The sequence below is a fragment of the Paenibacillus sp. GCM10027630 genome (genome assembly GCF_042676305.1).
Classification (GTDB): Bacteria; Bacillota; Bacilli; order Paenibacillales; family NBRC-103111; genus Paenibacillus_S.
The window spans coordinates 75,776-97,905 of the sequence record NZ_JBHTGY010000030.1 but is presented as its reverse complement, the minus strand read 5'-3'; the positions used below and the strand labels follow the sequence as shown (position 1 = coordinate 97,905).

Below are 22,130 nucleotides of genomic sequence, written 5' to 3'. Positions count from 1 at the left end.
TAGAAAAGCCATTCCTTCGGCAACACGAAGCGAATGGCTTTTTTGGACAGAAAATACTAGGAACTCCATAGTCTCAAAATTAGCTGCTAAACAGGCTATCCGGTGAGCTAGTGAACCAACAATTCGAGCAGCCCTAAATACTCTTTGGCAGCTAACGAGCTTTTTTGTAATCCGTCAGCCGAAGGCAAAAATGCGCTTAAAGTAATGGAATAGGGCCGGGGTACAAGAAAGTCTGCCGGATAAGGAGCAGTAAGGACTCCAAGCTGTTTGAAATTTTCTACAGATCTTGGGATATGAAAGGCAGATGTTACTAATACTGGCTTGGTAAAGTTTTTTTGCTTCATGATTTCTATTGTATTTAGAGCATTTTCTTTCGTGTTCCGGCTTCTGTCATCAAGCGATATGGACGACTCCGCTACTCCTAGAGCGAGCAGGTTCCGTTTGCAGATTTGGCCTTCATTGCCGGTATCTTCATAAACTTGACCACCGGATATGATAATCGGCAGGTTCGTGCTCTTGTGCAGCTTATATGCCGTAACAAGCCGGTTCATCGTGTAGCCGGTTAAATTACCGCTGCCACCCACATCAGGGGTATTTCCTACTGCACCGCCGGTCAACAGAACGATTACATCCCCTTCAATAGTGACGGGAGGTTCATAGCGATGCTCCAGGTAGCCGATCAAATTGTTCCCAATAATTGGCGTGCAAATAAGATAGATGAAGGCAATAGCTGCCCATAACAGCTTAGCGGCGCTTCGTTCCCTTTTACGTAACCAAAGATTAAACAACACGAGAACAGTAATAAAAAGTCCTGGCGGAATGAAAAAGGTATAGATATATTTAATAATATAAAGCATTAGCCTACTCCTTACTCCTGACATGACATTTCTATAGTCAATCCAATCAAATTCTTTAAGTAATATTTTATCAGAAATCAATAGAGTTGCATAAATTACTTTGAGGTTGCCCTTGTTTGATCCGAATGGATCGCTAAGGACAGCCTTTTTGCTTTTCTGAAAATTGATATTAGGGGGACCTGGCTCAAAGCTGCCTAGTTCAAACACTTATGTTGGCAAATGATTATGATATTCGTTAAATGATTATGGTTAGCTATTTACTGCTTAATGTCAGCTAATACCAGATGGTCGGCTGCTGATTATAGACTGAACAACGATATGCAAATTACATTGGGATAGAGCCGGAACAAAAGCTTTGGAGGAAAGGAGTTACGGCTTGCTATGACGGTTATTTTGTATAAGGGAGGTGAAGAAGATGGTACACAAGTTGATGAGTAGAAGCAGGGGGGATCTGGGAAGAAATGGCTGGCTCTACTTAATGCTGCTGCCCGGACTGCTGTATTTTATTTTGTTCAAATATATGCCGATGTGGGGCTTGTTGATTTCCTTTCAAAATTATCAGCCCGCGCTTGGCTTATGGGGGAGCAAATGGGTGGGGACGGCGAATTTTTCCCGTTTTTTTGGGGACCCGGCTTTTTGGCTGTTATTTCGGAACACGACTATTTTAGCGGTTTATAATATATTTATTTTTTTTCCGCTGCCGATAATTGTAGCTCTTCTATTAAATGAATTGAGGGTACAATGGTTCAAAAGATCCGTTCAGACGTTAATCTACATCCCCCACTTTTTTTCAATGGTAGTTGTTGTAGCTATAACCTATGTGCTGTTTACAACCGAAGGAGGAATGGTCAACGAATCATTAGCGGGGCTAAGTGTGGATAAGGTGAATTTTCTGACAGAGCCCTGGTGGTTCAGACCGATGGTGACACTCCAGATCATTTGGAAAGAAACCGGCTTCGGAACGATTATATTTCTCGCGGCATTGGCAGGAATAGACCCGCAATTGTACGAAGCTGCAAAAATAGACGGGGCTAACCGATGGCATCAGCTCAAGCATATAACCCTTCCCGCGATTAAAAGCACGATCATTGTCCTGCTTATTCTGAGGCTTGGTCACTTTCTGGATACGGGGTTCGAGCAGATGCTGCTTATGATCAATGCCTTGAACCGCGATGTAGGTGAAGTGTTCGATACGTATGTATACACAAGCGGTATTCTCGAAGGCCAATTCAGCTATTCGACGGCAGTCGGGCTGTTTAAATCGGTAGTAGGGCTCATCCTCGTCGTCGCGGCTAACCGGATAGCCCGCAAACTGGGGGAAGAAGGAGTGTATTGACAGCTATGCCTCACAGAAATTCTATATCAGGAATCCTGTTCGATACTTGCAATTATATGTTTCTTGCCTTTATCGCGCTGCTTACTCTGTTTCCATTTCTTCATATTGTTGCCGGCTCGCTGGCGCCTGCCAAGGAAGTGCTGAACAGCACATTTATTTTAGTGCCGAAACAGCTATCGCTAGAAGCGTACCGGTATATATTTTCGGAAAGCACATTGTCCCGCAGTTTAGGGGTAACGATATTTATTACGGCTGTAGGCACCTTATTCAATATGGCGATGACGGCTATGATGGCGTACCCACTGTCGCGGGATATTCAAAGAAAGCGTCTGATTATACTTCTGGTCGTGTTCACTATGTTGTTCAGCGGAGGCATGATCCCGTCCTTTCTTGTTGTGAAATCGCTAGGACTTTTGAATTCATATTGGTCATTATGGCTTCCTGGAGCCATCAATCCGTTTTACTTGATCATTCTGGTTAATTTTTTCAAGCAGCTGCCGGTTGAGTTTGAGGAATCGGCCAAAATTGACGGTTGCAGCGATCCGGCGATTTTATGGAAAATTATTATTCCACTGTCTTTGCCGGCGATAGCGACGTTCTCCCTGTTCTACGCTGTTGGACATTGGAACACCTTTTTCCAGGCGCTTATTTACATTAATGATGCGGGAAAATGGCCTATTCAGGTGCTGCTGCGGCAAATCGTTATTATGTCATCGGGAGGGATCGGAGATGCCAGCTTCAGCAGTGAAGCGTTGTATCAGGTTCCGCCGCAAACGGTAAAAATGGCTGTCATCGTTGTTTCAACATTACCGATTATAGCTGTCTACCCATTTCTACAAAAGCATTTCGCCAAAGGCGTGCTGCTCGGCTCGATTAAAGGTTAACATTTTGGACCTGCAATGCTGTTATTTCATATATAATATTATTTGAAAGGTAGGGCAAAAACATGAAGGCTGCAAAAAGACATACACGAGGACTTTCATTATTAAGCATCCTCACTATGGTGACCGTTCTTGTTGCCGGTTGTGCTGACAAACAAAAGGAGAGTGCCTCCGGTACTGCACCGAATGATGCGCAGCAGTCGTTAAAGCTCAGTATCATGGCGACCTATTACACGCCACAGCCGCCTAATTCCCAGAATGAGGCGTGGAAGAAGCTCCAGGAGCTGACGAATTCATCCATTGATATGACTTGGGTTCCGCGTTCGGCCTTTGATGACAAAGTCAGTGTATCGATTGCTTCTAATGATTTACCCAAAGTGATGCTAGCGCTCAAGTATAATGCTGCCCCCCTCGTGAATGCGATCAAATCAGGTGTGTTTTGGGAAATCGGACCTTATCTGAAGGATTACAAAAACCTGAATGCTATGAATGCGATTCAGTTCAACAGCACGAAGGTGGAGGGCAAGATTTATGGGCTGTACCGGCCTAGACCAATCTCACGCCACGGCATCATTTTCCGTAAAGATTGGCTTGCGAATGTTGGCTTACAGGAACCGAAAACGCCTGAGGAATTATACAATGTCATGAAAGCCTTTACACTCAATGATCCGGACCGTAATGGAAAGAACGATACGCTTGGCATGGCTGAGTATAAAGATATCGAGGCTTATTTGATGCCTCATATGGCTGCGTTGTTCGGCGCTCCGAATAAGTGGAAGGAAGAAGGCGGCAAATTCACAGCTGAATTCATGGCCAAGGAATATTTGGATGCGATGAAGTTTATTAAACGGCTGTATGATGAAAAGCTGATGAATCAGGATTTTGTCGTGACGGAGGAACTGCAGCGAAGCACTATGTTCTATCAGGGTAAAACTGGGATCGTACTTGGCAATGCGGATGGTGTTGGTTCCATGCAAAACGAAATACGAAAAAATCTTCCGGATGCAAAAGTAGAGCTTATGGGTAATCTCACGGGTCCGAAGGGTGAGCGGAATATGGCACAGCAAGGATATACAGGAGTTTATTTATTTCCTAAGTCATCTGTGAAGACCGAAGCTGAGCTGAAGCGCATACTAGCCTTCTTCGACAGGCTTCTTGAAGCGGATGCAGTCAATTTGCTCGCATGGGGTATAGAAGGCAAGCAGTACAAGCTGACGGATGGGCAAGTAGAGAAAATCGTAGACGCAGACAAGTTCACTAGCGATGTCCTGGGCCTGGATGAACTGCGGATTGATGATAAAGCAAGAGAATTGCCGGTTAAGGGTGAAGAAGAGATCGTTAAAAAGGCCAAAAAAGTGATGCAGGACAATGTGAAGCTGGCCGTTCTTAACCCGTCATTAGGTCTGGAATCGGAAACATTGGTTCAGAAAGGCTCCGATTTGAATAAAATTATTAATGATGCCAAGATCAAGTTTATTACAGGCAAATTGGATGAGGCCGGTTGGAGCAAAGCAATAGAAGATTGGACTAAGGCAGGCGGAGATAAGGTCATGGCCGAATTGGCTGCAAGCTTCACGGCTTCGAAATCCAAATAATCGGTTCTGAAACAAAGGAAAGAAACCTGCTGGCTGGAGGTCGCCATGAAAAACCATCGAATCAATTACTTCAAAAAGCTCGTTCTCTTTTGCATCTGTATAGGGATTGTACCCGTTATTATTCTCGGGTATTTTTCCTATGCGAAGTCTTCCGCCCTCTTGTTGGAGAAGGCTAATAGAAGTAATGCCGAGATGGTGGAGCAAGCCCGGCTCCGGTTCGAACAGAAGCTGAAGATGGTAGACAATACCCAGACGCAATTTATTAGCTCGTCTTCCGTCAACTTGGCGATGGATAAAAAGCTGGATAGTAACAACTACTTATTGTACGAGGAATTGATCCAGTCGATTTACAGGCTGCAAACCTATGAATTTGGATTGTCAGAGGTGTACCTTGCGAACTTGAATCAAGATTGGATTTTGGATAGTGCCGGGAGAAGAACGTTTGCGCAGCATAGTCTTTCCAGCTCTTTTATGGAGTATGCCGCAGTTCGAAAGGCTTCCTTCTGGACGGCCTTGAAATCACCTTTTTTTGAGGAAGGCAATGCTTTGAAGTGGAACATGGTGCTGGTCAAAAAGATTCCTATTAATTCTATTCAGCCTCTTGGGTTATTGGTCGCAGTATTGCCGAGTGTCGAGCTTAATAAGATGGTTCCACAAAGAAGCGAGCCAGGCCAATTTTATGTCCTCGACAATAAGCAACAGGTAATCGCGGCCGATAATCCGGAGCAGGTTGGCCTCAACCTGTCCAACGATCCGTTCACGTCCAGAATCGTCCAAGACAACCTGGAAGCCAATCAGTTTCAAATGGATATCAATAACGAACCCTACAGTATTACTTATCGAAAATCGAATTATAACGATTGGATTTATGTTACAAAGGTTCATATCGAAGATATCACGAAGGAATCAAGAGCGATAGGTTGGGTAACTGTAGCTATTTGTCTTGGCTTACTTGCACTAATCCTGCTCTTGTCTCTTCAGGGCTCGCGGAAGCTGTATCTTCCCATCCGTAAGCTGTACGAGATTGTATTGAAATCCCCTGATATGCCGAACTTGTCTGCAAGAAGTGACGAATTATATTGGATTGAGAGAAGGATGAAGGTTCTGCTTGGCAATGAAGCTCAAATGACCCAGCAGCTGCGGGATTTTTTCGTACACAAATTGCTACAGGGCGCTGTGAGCTCGAATGCAATAACCGATCGGACTCGCTCTGGAGAACTGGATACATGGAAGGAACTACGGGTCGTTTGTTTGCGTATCGACACACTTGAAGGCTCCAAGTATACAGAGCTGGATAAGGATTTGCTTCTGTTTGCCATCAACAATATGGCAGGTGAGCTGGTGCCTGCACAGATGCGATTGAATCCGGTTGTCATTAATGAATTTCAGGTAATGATCATAGGCAGCAATGTCGAATATCCAGATGAATCGAGAGCGGACATTTATGCGCTGGCGCGGAATATTCAAACGGCGGTCAAGGATTTCTTGAAATTGCCGGTCAGTATCGGTATCAGCCGCTTATTTACTGATTGTATCGAGGCTCCCCGTGCTTTCCAAGAAGCTAAAGAGGCGTTGGCCTACGGCATTCGTCTCGGAGACGAATCAATACTATTTCTTGATGATATGTACGATCCATCTATAGCCGATTCCATGACATTTCCTCAGCAAATTGTCAGGGAGCTTACCGATCATATCAAGCTGCTGGACGAAGAGACGGCTTATCGTTTATTGGATGAGTTCATGACGCTAGTCACTGCCAGAAATATTAGCCACCAGGAATTCCAATTGTATCTGCTGCGGCTGTTAATTGATCTTCTGCGCTTGTATCAGGATCTCGGTGGGAATATGTATGATCTTTCGCCGAATGAGAAGTCCTTGGTCAATGAGCTGTTCATGCTGAAATCTGCCAAGGAAATTGTCATTTGGTTTCAATCATCGATGATTAAGCCTATGATCCTGTTCATCGAGAAACGCAGAGATAACCAGTATATGAAAATTTCCGATATGGTATTGGACATCATTCATCGCGAATATGGCACACCCTTGTCACTTGAAATATGCGGTACTCGGTTGAATTACCATCCGGAGTATGTCGGTCGTGTATTCCGTAAGGAAACAGGCTTCGCTTTCGGCGATTACTTATCGCGGTACCGCTTGCATATTGCCAAGCAATTACTAATTGAGACGAATATGACAGTAACTGAAATATCCGAAAAGCTTATGTACAACAAGCCGCAAAATTTCATTCGTTATTTCCGCAAAATGGAAGGTGTCACACCCGGGCAATTCCGGGAGTCATTCCTTGCGAAGGACAAAGAAATTTCCTCTTGAAAGGGGTTTGGCAATTATGATGGAAATACGTTCATTTCGAGATAGCAATACCGGCACTGCCATTAAAGCAGTCGGGCAGAAGGGGACCGATACAGGACATTTCTATTACACGGCTATGACGTGGATGTCCGACAGCCGCCATCTTATTGCAAGCGCGCAAATTGATGGCGATAAGAAATGCCAATTTGTTCGGGTTGATACTCAAACAGGTGAATCGACCGTGTTGGTTAACAGTGGCGAGTGGGCAGGAGGCATCGTGTCTCCTGATGACAATCTGTATTATTTGGATGGATCGGCAATTCAAGCTATTAATCTAAAAACATTGGATACATGGACCGTATGTACACTGGAGCATGAAAACCGATTTTACGAACCGCTATCCGTTTCCAATGATGGCAGGACTATGGGCGTATACTGGCATGAGGATGGTCAATGGATGATTGGAGCCGTAGATGTGGCTTCGGGTAAGGTGATTTCAGCATGTTCGCCCAAGTTCGAAAGGCCGTACGAGGTAGCAAATCACGCGATGATTAATCCTGTGTATGATAATCTCGTGTTCTATGCACATGAGGGGAAGACGGAACATATTTCAGACCGATTATGGGTTTTCGATATGAAGACGGGAATGACGAACAATATATATAGGCAGCAGATGCTTGAGGACGGAACGAATGGTGAATATGTAGGACATGAGATGTGGGCTAATAATGGGGAAGGGATGTACCTGGTTAAATACAATTCCAGCCCCCTTAAGCCGACAGGTGTTTATTATGCGGATAAATGGGGAAACGGCACGGAATTTATCAATGGTGATTATGCTTATTGGCACGCTGCTCCAAGTCCTGATGGAAGATGGATCGTTGCTGATACACATGAACAGCCTACAAAAATTGTGCTGATAGATTTACAGGATAAATCCTCCAAGCTGCTGTGCGAACAGCCGATGTGGTGGAGTCATCCGGGGCATCCTCATCCTGCGTTTAGTCCTGACAGCCGTAAAGTAACCTACACATTTGCTGATGAAGATAATCATTTATGGATAGGCATTATAGAGATTTAAGTGTTCTGTGCATGAAGAGGAAAAGGAGCAAATGCATCAATGAAAATAATGGATGATCAACGACGGCAGCTGTACAACGAGGATGGCCAGCAGCCTGCTTCTGCTGATCCGTTGTCGGGTGAAGGCTATAAGCCTGTCGTACACATGATTGGCAATGGGCATCTGGATCCGGTATGGCTGTGGCAATGGCAGGAGGGCTATGCGGAAACAAAAGCGACATTCCGTTCGGCTCTGGATCGGATGAACGAGTTCCCGGAGTTCATATTCACGTGCGCTGGCGCCGCTAGCTATAAATGGATAGAAGAAAATGACCCGAGCATGTTTGCAGAAATAAAAAAGCGAATTGCCGAAGGGCGCTGGGTAGTTGTTGGGGGCTGGTGGGTTCAGCCCGATTGCAACATTCCTTCCGGGGAATCCTTCGCCCGGCATTCTCTCTACGGTCAACGTTATTTCCTGCAGCGGTTTGGTTTGACCGCCAAGGTCGGGTATAACGTTGATTCATTCGGCCACCATGCGATGCTGCCGCAAATTTTGAAGCTGAGCGGTATGGATTATTACGTATTCATGCGTCCGGAGAAACACGAGAAGAGTATACCTGCGAGCCTGTTCTGGTGGGAGAGTGCTGACGGCAGCCGGGTAATGGCCTATCGGATTCCCGAAGGATACTTCACTCACCAATTCGAAACGTCGGAACCGAAAATACATGCCGTGAATAAGATAGCTGAGGAACAACACACGGATCAAATGTGCTTTTACGGCGTTGGCAACCATGGCGGCGGTCCGACGATTGCTAATTTACAGGAAATTCGTGCGGTACGAGAGAAGGCAGGACAGGAAGCCATCGTGTTGAGCTCGCCTAATGCTTATTTTGAACGGATGGAGGCATATGCTCCTTCTCTGCCTGTGGTGGCGGACGAACTGCAGCATCATGCCAGCGGCTGCTATTCGACGCATTCCGAGACGAAGGCGAGTAACCGTAAGTCCGAGCATAGGCTGCTGACAGCGGAGAAGCTGTCTGCGGCAGCCCATTGCTTGCTAGATCTTCCCTACGACGCGGCGCAATTCAGGATGGCCTGGGAATGTGTCATGTTCAATCAATTCCATGATATTATGGGAGGCTGCAGCATCAGGGAAGCTTACACTGATGCACGTGAATCGTATGGATATGCGCTCCATATCGGAGCAGTCTCCATGAACGCAGCGATGCAAAAAATTTCATGGTCCATCGATACGATGCGTCCGGGAATTTCATCTCTGGATAAAAATAAGGATCGGACGCTGTGGGAGCAAGCCGATCAAGGTATTCCGGTTGTCGTATTCAACCCGTTATCCTGGGAAGTAACGGCTCCTGTAGCGGTGACACAGCAGATGAAAGGGATAACCGATGAAGCGGGCATTCCCGTTGAGATCCAACTTGTTCGTTCTTCTAAAACGAATGGCGGGGATAAATACGACACTTTGTTTATGGGTAAAATCCCGGCAATGGGCTATCGAGTCTATTGGATATACCGTCACAAGTCGTTTGACCTCCCAATACCGGTTACAACGGCTTCAGCTTCATTTACTGAAACGGTTCATACGGATTCGTTAAGGGTCACTTCCTCCTCAATTGAAAATGATTGGGTCAGATTGGAGATCGAACCGCATACCGGGTATGTGAAAAGCTTGTTTGATAAACGCAGCGGCGTTGAAATGATAGACGGCCGGGGAGCGGTACCGATCGTTATCGATGAGCATGACTGTGACACTTGGGGGCATGGCAAGCTGGAGTTCCGCAATGAGATCGGCCGATTTACGGACGCTGAGGTGAAGCTGATCGAATCAGGTCCAGTACGTGCAACGCTGCGAGTAACAAGCCGCTATGGGCAGTCGTTGTTACGTCAGGATTATACCCTGTATAAGGACAGTGCTGATGTTTCAGTGAGGGTGAAGCTGGATTGGCATGAAAAGCACAAGATGCTGAAGCTGTCATTCCCGGTGCGTGTTGATGAACCCAAAGCGACTTATGAAATCCCCTACGGTTATTTGGAACGTCCAGTGAATGGAGAAGAGGAGCCGGGCCAGCAATGGGTTGATTTAACGGGGATTGTACATGGAAGCTGCACGGATGCGGCCTCATCCGACAATCATACATATGGACTATCCTTATTGAACAATAGCAAATACAGCTTTGACGTAAAAGGCAATGATTTGCGCATGACGCTTGTGCGGAGTGCGATATTCGCAGATCATTACGGAAAACGAGACGATATGTGTGAATATATGGATCAAGGTGTGCAGGAGTTTGCCTATACGCTTGTCCCTCATGCAGGTTTTTGGCAGGAGGCCGGGATTGTCCGTAAAGCTTATGAGCTTAACGTTCCGCTGGTTCATATTGTAGAAACCTACCACAAAGGGAGTTTGCCGCTCAGCTATTGTGGAGTCCATTTATCATCGAAGCAAGTCGTAGTCACCGCTTTCAAAAGGGCTGAGGATGGGGACGGATACATTTTGCGCTGCTACGAGACAAGTGGAATTGAGACGGAGACGGCAGTGGACATTCCGATGCTGAGTCGGACATGGACCGCACAGTTTGGGCGATGCGAAATCAAAACCTTTAAAATCCCGGATCATGCGGAGCTTCCTATTGTGGAGACAAATCTGCTTGAATTGTAAGGAACTATGGCCCTGACTGGACTCGCTTAAAAGGGGCTGTCCCAAAAGACATTTTGAGACAACTCCTCCACCTTTTTATCCTGAATAGATGGTTGTAAAAGAGCTCTCAATTCCACTTTAATAGTTGAAGGCTCTTTTGCACATTCTGGTGTATTCAGTGACGCATAAGATGAGGTTGCTTTCCAACACGTGCTAATCGCGGGTATCGGGTATCGGGTTCGTGGTTCATGGCTCATGGCTCGTGGCTCGTGGCTCGTGGTCCATGGTTCGGGGTTCGGTTACGGCATTGCATGGCAGTCTGGCGCACTCCGTGCAATTATCAGGAAAATGTCAAGTTAGTTACTCCGAAAATAGCGTTCCAAGCCTTATAGCTGGAATTTCTCATGCTAATTCTACGTATTTTAGCTGATATCCAGCATATCCCCTCTATTAGAGTTAGTTTTTCCAGTTAGATTGATTTAAGGTGATATCCACGCTGGATTAGCGTGAGGATTTCCATCTATTTCTTTTCTTTCCGCAGCGGCCCCGACAAATCATGGCCTCCTCTAGATTGAAAGCAGCCTTTGAACATCGCTTCTTGCCCCATCACTTAAGCAACATCCAAAAAGCGGCCGAACTCATTTTTGGATTTTTGAACCCCACTCTGATGGGAATTTCCCTACAAAAAAGACGCTTCCATTTCCGCTTCCATAGTGGTTTTGGAGGCGTATTTGATCATAATTTGGGGCTGATTCATTCATTGATACTTTTTTGGGACAGCCTCTTTTTGCTTTGAGGCATAGCTATTCAAGATGCATTTTTATATCTCCCTGTTTTTTTGTATAATAAGGAAATACCGCTTGATGCGATGACAAAAAGAAACCAAAGACAGGAATGATCGTATGAGTACTCAAAGAACTGTGACTATCTATCAATACCCCCAATGCGGGACTTGCAGGAATGCGATGAAATCGCTCAAGCAAAAAGATGTGGAGATGGAAACCATCCATATTTTCGATAATCCTCCGGACAGCGGAAAGCTTAAGCAATTGATTCAACATAGCGGTCTGGACATTAAAAAATGGTTTAATACGTCGGGTGAAGTTTACAAGGAAATGAAGCTGAAGGATAAGCTTTCACAGATGACAGAGGAGCAACAGATTGAACTGCTGGCCTCGAATGGCCGACTTATTAAACGTCCGGTTGTTACCGATGGAACCAAAGTAACTGTAGGCTATAAAGAAGAACAGTACGAGCAAGTGTGGGGCGTGTAGTCCCATAATTGAAGGAGCGTGAACGCTGTTGCAGCAAAGAAAAGCGAATAAAAAAAATCCGCTATGGTTTATCGGTGCGGCAGGGGTGTTTATCCTTACTCAGGGCAAGCTTTTGTTGACCCTTTTGAAATTCGGGAAATTCGGCGGCGTGTTTCTTTCTATGCTGATTTCCATAGGTGCTTATGCGATTATTTTTCCATGGAGCTTTTCGATTGGATTTGTATTGCTCATACTGGTACATGAATTAGGTCATGTTGTAGCGGCCAAGCAGAAGGGATTGCCCGTATCTGCACCTATGTTTATTCCATTCCTTGGAGCCTTTATTAATATGAAGCGCCATCCGAGAGATGCCGTTACAGAAGCTTATATAGCAATAGGAGGGCCTGTTCTAGGTACTGTCGGCGCACTTGCCGTGTTTGGAGCGGCTTATTATTTCAATAGTCCATTGCTGTATAGCTTGGCACTAGCAGGTTTTATGATTAATTTGTTTAATCTCATTCCGATCCATCCGCTTGATGGTGGCCGTATTGTTACTGCGGTCTCAAGGTGGCTATGGCTGGTAGGATTAATCGGCGGGTTAGTTCTAATTATTTACAATTTCAGCATCATTCTTTTTATCATTTGGGTAATGTTTGCATACAATCTCTATACAAAATATGTAAAGTATCGTAAAAACGGCGGAGAAAAACGTGCTATGGCTGCAAGTTTTTTGATTCCGGCAGAGCCATTAATAGCGCAGGGTTATTTAATTCCCGGTGAAGAGCATAAAAGGGATCTGGATTTTGTCACGTATTCTGATCTTGAAGGGCAGCAGTATGTATATGTTATCTGGGAGGGCTTAGACTTTACAGGAACGATACCGCTTATGCAGCAAGCTTTAATCCGCAAAGTGCATGTGACAAGACTCGAACGTATACAAAAGGAAGACGGACTGCATCTGATGTTACATTGTCAGGTGGACTACGATCCTTTCGATAATGACAAATACTTTGAGGTTCCGAATGCTTCACGATGGAAATATGGAATTGCGTATTTTGCACTTGCGGGCTTTTTGTTTGCCATGATGTCTCTGGTTCATAAGGTCGGGAATATATAAACCCTGCATCATTAATTTATCCCAACACTCATTTTAACTAAAAGAGGTTATGATTCTATGGAACGTTTTCAATCCAAGCGGCTCTCCTTAATGGGTTCCGCTATTTTTTCTGAAATGGCTGGATGGAAGGAAGAGGTGCGCAGCAGAGGAATCGACGTTATCGATCTGGGTATAGGCAGCCCTGACCGTCCTCCTTCTGAGCGGGTCATGCAAGAAATGGAACAGGCTGTTCGCAAGCCTCAAGTGTATGGCTACCCCACCTCGGAAGGCAGCCCGGCTTTTCGTAACGCAGTTGCGCGTTGGTACCAGCATCGGTTTCAAGTAATGCTTGATCCGGAGCATGAAATTGTTACGCTCATGGGCTCCCAGGACGGACTGGCTCATCTGGCTATGGCTATTACCGATCCGGGAGACACGGTGATGGTTCCGGATCCCGGCTATCCCATCTATGGAGCGAGCTTGGTTCTAGCCGGAGTAACCCCTTATTTCATACCGTTAAGAGAAGAAAACGACTTTTTGCCTAAGCTGGAAGCCATACCTCAGCAAATTGCACAAGAAGCCAAATTTATTTTATTGAATTATCCAAGCAACCCGTTATCGGCTGTAGCTTCCTATGAGTTTTTTGAAGCATTGGTGAGCTATGCCAGAAAGTATGATCTATTGATCGTACACGACTTGGCTTATTCTGAAATGGCATTTGACGGTTTTCGTCCTATGAGCATTTTGGAGGTCGATGGCGCTAAAGAGGTTGCTGTCGAATTTCATTCCTTGTCGAAGAGCTTTAACATGGCTGGCTGCCGGATAGCCTTCATGGTCGGACAGCCGGATGTTGTAAAAGCGCTGCGCGTATTAAAGTCTAATATTGATTATGGCGTCTTTTTGGCAGTGCAGGAGGCGGGTATTGCCGCATTAGAGGAAGATATGGAGAAGGGTGAATCCGTATCCGGGCTGTACGAGCTCAGACGTGATATTGTAATTGAAGGTCTTGCAGCGGCAGGATGGTCTATTCCTCGGCCGAAAGCTACGATGTTCATTTGGGCACCTATCCCTGAAGGTTGGACATCTCGACAAATTTCCCGGGAAATTTTGTATAAAGCAGGAGTTGTGGTAATCCCTGGTGATGCTTTCGGTCAAGAAGGCGAAGGTTATGTGCGTATAGCGCTGGTTCAAGAGGAGGACGTGCTGCGTGAAGCGGTGCGGCGCATAGCCGTGTTTCTCCAGACAGCAAATTCACAATAGTAAGCAATGAAAGAAATCCGTCCTGAGTTGGGACGGATTTCTTTACGTTTATAGGATTTATATGTTCCGGGGCTCCCCGCAAAGTATCTGAATCAACTTCGAAGCAAGACCCTACTTTGTGGGGAATTTTTTGTTGAACCGGGTAAGATGATCTGAAACGAGCATGGGGCGGTTTAACAATCCTTTGAATAATGCTGCTGAAATAGTAAATACTACCTCTGATTCCATAGCAAGGATTGGAGGATTTCGTATGCGAAAAAAAGTGATAGCGAGTATATTTCTAGGACTCTATCTTTTAATTCAAGCTCCGATAATGCAATTGAATGTAGCTGCCTCAGCACCGTCAGTTAACGTAGAAGAAGAGAACTACATTGAGTCAAAAGCATACCGATCGGGAAGGGGAAGCTACCGCTCACCGGCAGGCGGATACACCGGCGGTACCCGCAGTGGGGCTACTCCCGGAAGCAACACGGGTCAAACCACACGTACGCCTGGAGTCAATGAGCCAGCCAATCGAGCGCCTGGCACTTCTACAGGGAGGTTCGGGAGCTTTTTCGGAGGATTGGCCGCAGGTACATTGCTCGGCAGCATATTGAATCCATTCGGCTTTGGCGGTTTTGGAGGAGCAGGTATGGGTGGGGGTTTTTCGCTGATAGGCCTATTGTTTTGGGCTGTTATTATTTATATGGCGTACCGAGTGCTGCGCAGGCTGTTTGGAGGTACACGGTAATAGGGGCACAATGAACACAAAACAGAGAGATAACGGAAGCAGGTGCTTCGTTATCTCTCTATTTTGTGTGCTTTTCATGCCGTAGCGGAATGATTATTTCCGCTAATGCTCACATCCATCCCTCCTGCGCGTCAATAAATTTTGCTGCTCCTCATTTAATCCAGATGTCACAAAATTGCACTTCTTTCTGTCATCAAATTGCAATTCAAAGTTCTGGGAAAACATGCTAAGATAAATCCAAGTCATTATTTTATAGGAGGAATTATCTTATGTCGGTTAAAGTAAAAGTAGCGATAATCGGGTGTGGGGGCATTGCGAACGGCAAACATTTGCCTGCTCTGTCTAAGCTCGATCATGTTGAGATTGTCGCTTTTTGTGATATTATCGTGGAGAAGGCTCAACAGGCTGCTGAGAAATACGGTGTCGCTGGAGCTAAGGTCTACGAAAGCTATGAAGAGCTATTAAACGACAGCTCTATCGATATCGTACATGTGTGTACCCCGAATGATTCCCATGCTGAGATCTCCATTGCAGCTTTGGAAGCAGACAAGCATGTTATGTGCGAAAAGCCGATGGCCAAGACAGCTGCAGACGCACGCCGTATGGTAGAAGCCGCAAAAAGAACGGGTAAGAAGCTGACCGTTGGTTACAATAACCGTTTCCGTTCCGACAGCCAATACTTGAAAAAGGTTTGCGAGGAAGGCGACTTGGGCGAAATTTATTTTGCCAAAGCTCATGCGATTCGCCGTCGTGCAGTCCCGACTTGGGGTGTGTTTTTGGATGAGGAGAAGCAAGGCGGTGGTCCGCTTATCGATATCGGTACACATGCGCTTGATTTGACTCTGTGGGTAATGAATAATTATGAACCGAAGGCTGTTCTTGGAACAACTTTTCATAAGCTGTCGCAGAAAGAAAACGCTGCCAATGCATGGGGCTCTTGGGATCCGAAGAAATTCACTGTAGAGGATTCAGCTTTTGGCATGATCACTATGAAAAATGGGGCTACCATTATTTTGGAGTCTAGCTGGGCTTTGAATACGTTGGATGTGAAGGAAGCAAAGTGTACGCTGAGCGGTACCGAGGGCGGAGCCGATATGGAGGAAGGCTTGCGGATCAATGGTGAAAAGCACAGCCGTTTATATAAAAATCAAGTCCAGTTGGATGCTAAAGGCGTCGATTTCTATGATGGAAAACAAGAAAACATGCAGGATACGGAAATTCGCCTTTGGATCGATGCAGTATTGAACGATAAGCAGCCTATCGTAACTCCGGAGCAAGCTTGCGTTGTATCAGAAATTCTTGAAGCGATTTATGAATCTGCGAAGACCGGCAAAGCCGTTTACTTCGATTAAAGCAGAAAGCGGAGGAACCAAACTTATGATTAGAGTTGCGATGCTGAGCTTTTGGCATGTTCATGCCAAGGATTACGCCCGTCAGGCAATTGAACATCCGGATACAGAGATTGTTGCCCTGTGGGACGAACTTCCTGAACGAGGCCGTAAGGAATCGGAAGCACGTGGCATCCCGTTTTATGAAAATTTGAACGAGCTGCTTGCGCAATCTGATATTGATGCGGTTATTGTAGATACGCCAACTAATATTCATAGGGATGTCATTATAGCTGCGGCCAAAGCAGGTAAACATATTTTCACTGAAAAAGTTGTCGCGACAACAATTAAAGAATGCAATGAAATCATCGCAGCTGTTGAAGCGGCGGGAGTTAAGCTGACGGTTTCGCTGCCCCGGTTAAACTTTAATTACACATTGGCCATACAGGATATAATTAGCAAGGGTTTGATGGGTGAGCTGACATTAGTTCGTACCCGTCTATCTCATAATGGCGCTCTTCCTTCGGAACGAGGGCCAGAGGGATGGCTGCCAACCCATTTCTACAACAAAGAGCAATGCGGCGGCGGAGCAATGATCGATTTGGGCTGCCATCCTATGTATTTGGCACGTTTGTTCTTGGGCCTTCCGGAGAGTGTAACAGCGAATTACGGCTATGTGACTGGTAAAGAAGTCGAGGATAACGCTATATCGGTCCTTCGTTATTCGAACGGTGCCTTGGCTGTTATTGAAGCCGGATTTGTAAATCCTTTTTCTCCTTTTGTTATTGAAGTGCATGGAACCGAAGGAAGCTTGCTCTACTCGACCCATGATAACAAGCTGCTGGTCCGTAGCTCCAAGTTTGGCGAGGATGCGAATAGAGAGTGGCAGGCTCAGGAGCTGCCGGAAGAGCGTGAGTCTGCATTCCACCAGTGGGTCGCCCATATTCAGAATGGGACGGTTGCGTCTGAAAATATCCAATATGCGTTGGATTTGACCCGATTAATGGAAGCTTCGAATGCGTCGGCTCAATCGGGAGCAGCGTTCAAACTAAGCGACTTAGCGGAATAGTTATGCAACAATAAGAAGATGGGGATGCTGTCTTGTAGACCTTGCTATTATTGCGGGTTAACAGGCGGCTTTTTCCATTTTATATGAGCTATAACAGGAGGTGCTCAACCTATGGACAATCATGGCCGCGCCACTCCCAAGCCTTATACTTTTGAATTAATGCTGGACCAGCCTTATGCCCTTGACCGACTTGATGTTGAGTTCCGTTGGGGCAATTACGGTATTCGTATGCTCAGATATCACCATACAAGCTTTGCTCCGGGACGAACGGTTTCCTTTCATAAGCATTCTGAGTTTGAGTTTCATTTCATCCCACGTGGAAAAGGAAAAGTCATTCTAGGCGATACCCCTTACGCGCTGCAGGAAGGCATGCTGTACCTTACCGGGCCTAATGTGATCCATTATCAGGAAGCGGATGCCAATGAAGCTATGGATGAGCTTTGCTTGCACATTGATATTGTGAAGCTGCATGACAATGGAGGCGAGCAGGAGTCGGGTATGTCCAATTGGGTAAGCAAATGGGAAATTGCTGAGGCGCATGCATGCGTACAGCAGCTGCAGCAGCTGCCCTTGAAGCCTGCCATGGACCAGTATCGGGCGATGGAATGCTTTTTGACCGCTTACCGCGCGTGGTATGAGAATCAGCCGGGCTTATTTACTGTTATTAAGCAATCGATTATTCAAATATTGCTGCGCACGACTAGAGCTTATGCTTCAGTTCCTCAACCGGACCTGCCCTCTCGGGATATGAAGCATTACCGCTACAAGCTGGTGGAGCAGTTCATTAAGGATAACTATATGGAGCCGTTGACATTGGACACTATAGCCGAACGTGTGCAGATCAGTCCGCGTCAATTGCAGCGCATTTTCCGTGACCATACGGGTGGTACATTCAGTGAGTATATCGAGCAGGTGCGCTTGTCACATATTTGCAATGAGCTGAGCAAAAATGATTTGACAATTGATCAGATTGCCTTTAAGAACGGCTTCTCAAGCGCTAACTATTTGCACTATGTATTCAAAAGGAAGTTTGGGATGACTCCGGCTCAGTATCGGATGCAGCATGTGCGTAATTAGGTCGGCCTGACGAAATAAATTGCAAAACAGATCTTGTTGTGCACAGAGTCCTGTGGTAAAATGCAATCTAATTGAATACGGACCTTCGGGGCAGGGTGAAATTCCCGACCGGCGGTGATGGTTCTTCCGAACCTAAGCCCGCGACTCGTTGATTGCCTATGTGGTAGTTAGCGACTGATTTGGTGTAACTCCAAAGCCGACGGTATAGTCCGGATGGGAGAAGGTCAAAAGCAGGCATGGTACCAGGAACGTTTTGTAAAAAAACGACTTGGCTCCAAGTCTCTTTATGTGCGCCCCGTTATCGAATCTGATAGCGGGGTGTCTTCTTTCGAAACGTCCTATTCAAAAAAACGAAGAAATGGCTTAAAAAGCAGGCTTCTTCGCAAATTTGTAGGAGGTTATTGAAAATGGAAAAAAGTATTTTGATTCATCCGTCTGGACAGCTTGAGCGTACTGGCATCAGTACGAGGAGCGGAATATGGTACGTGGCGCTCGGTGCTGCGCTCTGGGGGATTGATCCCCTGTTTCGTATTCTGCTGCTAAAGCATTTAACCTCTTCCCAGATCGTATTGTTCGAACATCTGCTGCTGCTTGTGTATGCAGTGCCGATTCTATGGCTGCACCGCAAGGAGTTACGAGGGTTGGCAATTCGTCATGTGCTTGCTCTATTGTTTATTTCCTGGGGCGGTTCAGCAATTGCTACCATCATGTTTACCTCAGCATTTGCTTATGGGAACCCCAATGCAGTACTGCTGCTTCAGAAGCTGCAGCCTTTATTTGCAATAATTATGGCAAGGTTGATATTGAAAGAAAGGCTTCCGGCCTTATTTCCTTTACTGCTGCTAATGGCGCTTGGCGGTACTTACCTGCTTACATTCGGCTTCGCGGCTCCGGTCGGAAGTATGTCCGAATTTGCTGCGGCAAGCGGGCTGCTGTCTATAGGGGCAGCTGCTTTATGGGGTGGATCGACCGTAATGGGGCGTGTATTGCTAAATAAAATGCAGTTCGAAACAGTCACGGCACTCAGATTTACTTGCGCACTTCCACTACTATTTGCAACAACCTGGTTGGAAGGCGATAAGCTGCAATTGCCAGTCGGTGCAACGGATTGGTTTGCTTTATCCGGCAATCTGCTCCTCCAAGCCGCTCTTCCCGGACTGCTTAGTTTACTGCTGTACTACCGTGGATTGTCAGGGACCAAAGCGTCCTTTGCTACACTCGCCGAGCTGCTGTTTCCTGCAGTAGGGGTATTAATTAATTGGCTTGTTTTTCAACAAACCGTGACTTTTGTGCAAATCATAGGTTTCCTGCTTATCTGGTTCATGTTATTCAATCTGTCAAGGCAGCGCTGATCTACAAGTTACAAGTTACAAGGCAAGAAGTTACAAGACAAGTTACAAATTACAAGTTACAAGTTACAATTACAAGTTAGAGAAGCAAAAAGACTTCACACTAAGAAGCATGTACAAATCCCGGGGGAATGTTGCGGTGTTGCATGCCGGTCGATCGTACCGCATGTGCAAAATATGTTGAAAGAGGCCGTGCTGCCGCACGGCCTCTTTTCAATAGCTGCTTTTAAGAGCGGCTACTCCTGATCCGCTGTAAATTCCTTGTACTGCTCAGCGCTTAGCAGGTTTGCTAATGCTTCTTCCGCTGATTGTTCAATTTCGATCTCGACCATCCAGCCGCCTTCATAAGGCTCTTCATTCACCAGTTCAGGCTGATCGATCAGAGCGGAATTTACCTTGGTTACCGTTCCTTTTACTGGGGAGTACAGGTCGGATACTGTTTTTACAGATTCAATGCTTCCGAGACTGTCGGCTGCATTTACTTGTGCGCCAATCTCGGGAAGTTCAAGAAAAACAATATCTCCAAGCTGATGTTGTGCAAAATCGCTTATTCCGATCCGAATGGTACGATCTCCAATGACCTCTGCCCATTCATGTTCCTTGCTGTACAATAATTGATCCTTAACCTCTGACATAATCAATCCTCACCTTCAACATATTGTTGTTCTCCCTATAAAGCATTAACAGACAGAGTGGAAATAAAACGGAACACATTGAGCAAAGTCCTATTCTCTGTAGATTAATCATCAATGCCTTCCATGTCAATATATGTAACAAAAAAATGTATATTATCGGAAAATGATGTTGACAATGAGGCTAACGATAGAGTAATAATGAGTATATAATGAAATAAGCGGATGAGGGCAAAGGGAGAGATTACCGCTTGACGGTAACGCCGAAGGAGTAAACCCGGAAGGGTGAATCTCTCAGGCAAAAGGACTTTTGCAGGACGCAGCTCTGGAGAGATCCCGGTGAAAGTTAAGGGGCGCCCAAGGTGAAACTAATTTTTTTCCGGATTATAGGGGAAGCTTATTAGGTAACTCTCAGGTACAAGGGACAGAGTGAGAAGCAGAACGGTCGTTCATGAACAATGGGCTTCTGCTTTTCACTCTGTCCTCTTTTGTTTTGTCTAAAAATGAGCAAACAAACTAAAATTGAGGTGAGCTTATGTCCGGATTGAAACGAACGCCGCTTTTTCCAATCTATAAACAGTATGGGGCACCAAGAGTAATCGATTTCGGGGGCTGGGAGCTGCCAGTGCAATTTTACGGTATTCAGAAGGAACACGAAGCCGTTCGCCAGCGCGCGGGCTTGTTTGATGTTTCCCATATGGGAGAAGTCATGGTAACAGGCCGGGATGCACTGACGTATTTACAAAACTTGACCGTCAACGATGTGTCGAAGCTTATGGACGGACAGGCGCAATATAGTCTGATGTGCTATGAGAATGGCGGAGTTGTGGATGATCTGCTAGTGTATCGACTGTCTCAGGAGCGGTTTATGCTGGTTATCAATGCTTCGAATATCGAGAAGGATGTAGAGTGGATGCAGCAGCAGCTAACCGGAGATGTCACCTTAGACAATATATCGGAGCAAACTGCATTGTTGGCGATTCAAGGTCCGGCTGCAGAGAAAATATTGGGCAAGCTAACATCTGCACCGTTAAAAGAGCTTAAAGGCTTTTCTTTCTTTTCAGATACGGTGGTTGGTGGGGTCAAAGCCTTGGTGTCGAGAACCGGATACACGGGAGAAGATGGATTTGAGCTCTATATTAATAGCAGTGATGCGCAGGCTCTATGGGAACAGATAATGGAAGCAGGCGAGGAGCAGGGCTTGATGGCTGCTGGACTTGGGGCGAGAGATACACTGCGGTTCGAAGCTAAGCTGCCGCTCTATGGACAGGAGTTATCAGCAGGAATCAGCCCGCTTGAAGCATCACTCGGATTTTTTGTTAAGCTGGACAAAGGTGATTTTATAGGTCGGGCAGCCTTAGTTAAGCAAAAAGAAGATGGTGTTCCCCGCAAGCTTGTAGGCATCGAAATGATAGACAGAGGAATCCCACGCAGCCATTATCCGGTTTATGCGGATGGCAAGCTGATAGGTGAGGTAACAACCGGTACCCAGTCTCCGACTTTAAAGCAGAATCTGGGATTGGCTTTGATAGATACCGAGTACAGTAAGCTTGGAACTGAAGTTTGGGTAGAAATTCGCGAGAAGCAGCTTAAGGCTGTTGTTGTGAAGGCGCCTTTTTATAAACGTGAAATGAGATAGAAA

Annotated in this window: 17 protein-coding genes and 3 riboswitches; of the genes, 15 read left to right on the top strand and 2 right to left on the bottom strand. The window is 45.9% G+C overall.

All coding sequences use genetic code 11. The annotated features are described in order from the left end of the window. Nucleotides 1–107: 107 nt before the first annotated feature. Nucleotides 108–857 carry a YdcF family protein gene (locus tag ACFQ0C_RS13680; protein WP_379367615.1) on the bottom strand — a complete coding sequence of 250 codons (750 nt, stop codon included), beginning with the start codon at nucleotides 855–857 and terminating at the stop codon, nucleotides 108–110. A gap of 415 nt (nucleotides 858–1,272) precedes the next feature. Here ACFQ0C_RS13680 and ACFQ0C_RS13675 point away from each other — a divergent pair, with 415 nt between their 5' ends. From ACFQ0C_RS13675 to ACFQ0C_RS13610, 14 genes are all read left to right on the top strand, one after another. Beyond that, nucleotides 1,273–2,193, top strand: a complete 921-nt coding sequence (locus tag ACFQ0C_RS13675) for an ABC transporter permease (protein ID WP_379367613.1) — start codon at nucleotides 1,273–1,275, stop codon at nucleotides 2,191–2,193. 5 nt (nucleotides 2,194–2,198) lie between these two features. Beyond that, a complete protein-coding gene (locus ACFQ0C_RS13670) occupies nucleotides 2,199–3,077 on the top strand; it encodes a carbohydrate ABC transporter permease (protein WP_379367611.1) in 879 nt (292 codons plus the stop codon). Nucleotides 3,078–3,139: 62 nt separating this feature from the next. Continuing rightward, nucleotides 3,140–4,669: an extracellular solute-binding protein gene (locus ACFQ0C_RS13665; protein WP_379367609.1), complete on the top strand. Its 1,530-nt coding sequence runs from the start codon at nucleotides 3,140–3,142 to the stop codon at nucleotides 4,667–4,669. Nucleotides 4,670–4,714: 45 nt separating this feature from the next. Further along, nucleotides 4,715–7,000 (top strand): helix-turn-helix domain-containing protein, encoded by a 2,286-nt coding sequence (locus ACFQ0C_RS13660; protein ID WP_379367607.1) that lies wholly within the window; start codon nucleotides 4,715–4,717, stop codon nucleotides 6,998–7,000. 16 nt (nucleotides 7,001–7,016) lie between these two features. After that, complete coding sequence (locus ACFQ0C_RS13655; RefSeq protein WP_379367605.1) at nucleotides 7,017–8,060, top strand: hypothetical protein; 1,044 nt, start codon at nucleotides 7,017–7,019, stop codon at nucleotides 8,058–8,060. Between the two features lie 39 nt (nucleotides 8,061–8,099). Continuing rightward, a complete protein-coding gene (locus ACFQ0C_RS13650) occupies nucleotides 8,100–10,715 on the top strand; it encodes an alpha-mannosidase (RefSeq protein ID WP_379367603.1) in 2,616 nt (871 codons plus the stop codon). A gap of 881 nt (nucleotides 10,716–11,596) precedes the next feature. Beyond that, nucleotides 11,597–11,968, top strand: a complete 372-nt coding sequence (locus tag ACFQ0C_RS13645; RefSeq protein WP_379367601.1) for an arsenate reductase family protein — start codon at nucleotides 11,597–11,599, stop codon at nucleotides 11,966–11,968. Nucleotides 11,969–11,993: 25 nt separating this feature from the next. Further along, entirely contained in the window at nucleotides 11,994–13,064 is a 1,071-nt protein-coding gene (locus tag ACFQ0C_RS13640; protein WP_379367642.1) for a site-2 protease family protein, read from the top strand. Nucleotides 13,065–13,121: 57 nt separating this feature from the next. After that, nucleotides 13,122–14,303, top strand: coding sequence for an aminotransferase class I/II-fold pyridoxal phosphate-dependent enzyme (locus tag ACFQ0C_RS13635; protein ID WP_379367599.1), 1,182 nt, complete (start codon nucleotides 13,122–13,124; stop codon nucleotides 14,301–14,303). Between the two features lie 250 nt (nucleotides 14,304–14,553). Beyond that, nucleotides 14,554–15,033 (top strand): hypothetical protein, encoded by a 480-nt coding sequence (locus ACFQ0C_RS13630; RefSeq protein ID WP_258218223.1) that lies wholly within the window; start codon nucleotides 14,554–14,556, stop codon nucleotides 15,031–15,033. A 269-nt stretch (nucleotides 15,034–15,302) separates the two neighbouring features. Then, nucleotides 15,303–16,385, top strand: coding sequence for a Gfo/Idh/MocA family protein (locus ACFQ0C_RS13625; RefSeq protein ID WP_258218224.1), 1,083 nt, complete (start codon nucleotides 15,303–15,305; stop codon nucleotides 16,383–16,385). Nucleotides 16,386–16,410: 25 nt separating this feature from the next. Beyond that, nucleotides 16,411–17,430 (top strand): Gfo/Idh/MocA family protein, encoded by a 1,020-nt coding sequence (locus ACFQ0C_RS13620; RefSeq protein ID WP_379367596.1) that lies wholly within the window; start codon nucleotides 16,411–16,413, stop codon nucleotides 17,428–17,430. A 111-nt stretch (nucleotides 17,431–17,541) separates the two neighbouring features. Next, nucleotides 17,542–18,507 (top strand): AraC family transcriptional regulator, encoded by a 966-nt coding sequence (locus tag ACFQ0C_RS13615; RefSeq protein ID WP_379367594.1) that lies wholly within the window; start codon nucleotides 17,542–17,544, stop codon nucleotides 18,505–18,507. Between the two features lie 77 nt (nucleotides 18,508–18,584). Then, a riboswitch (FMN riboswitch) is annotated at nucleotides 18,585–18,736 on the top strand. Between the two features lie 178 nt (nucleotides 18,737–18,914). Then, nucleotides 18,915–19,859, top strand: a complete 945-nt coding sequence (locus tag ACFQ0C_RS13610) for a DMT family transporter (RefSeq protein WP_379367592.1) — start codon at nucleotides 18,915–18,917, stop codon at nucleotides 19,857–19,859. 233 nt (nucleotides 19,860–20,092) lie between these two features. Here the strand turns inward: ACFQ0C_RS13610 and gcvH are convergent, their stop codons facing one another. After that, nucleotides 20,093–20,491, bottom strand: a complete 399-nt coding sequence (gcvH, locus tag ACFQ0C_RS13605) for a glycine cleavage system protein GcvH (protein WP_379367590.1) — start codon at nucleotides 20,489–20,491, stop codon at nucleotides 20,093–20,095. A 222-nt stretch (nucleotides 20,492–20,713) separates the two neighbouring features. Beyond that, nucleotides 20,714–20,808, top strand: a riboswitch (glycine riboswitch). A gap of 3 nt (nucleotides 20,809–20,811) precedes the next feature. Beyond that, a riboswitch (glycine riboswitch) is annotated at nucleotides 20,812–20,918 on the top strand. A gap of 105 nt (nucleotides 20,919–21,023) precedes the next feature. On the opposite strand from gcvH, the gene gcvT reads away from it, so the two are divergent. Next, entirely contained in the window at nucleotides 21,024–22,127 is a 1,104-nt protein-coding gene (gene gcvT, locus ACFQ0C_RS13600) for a glycine cleavage system aminomethyltransferase GcvT (protein ID WP_379367588.1), read from the top strand. Nucleotides 22,128–22,130: the final 3 nt, after the last annotated feature.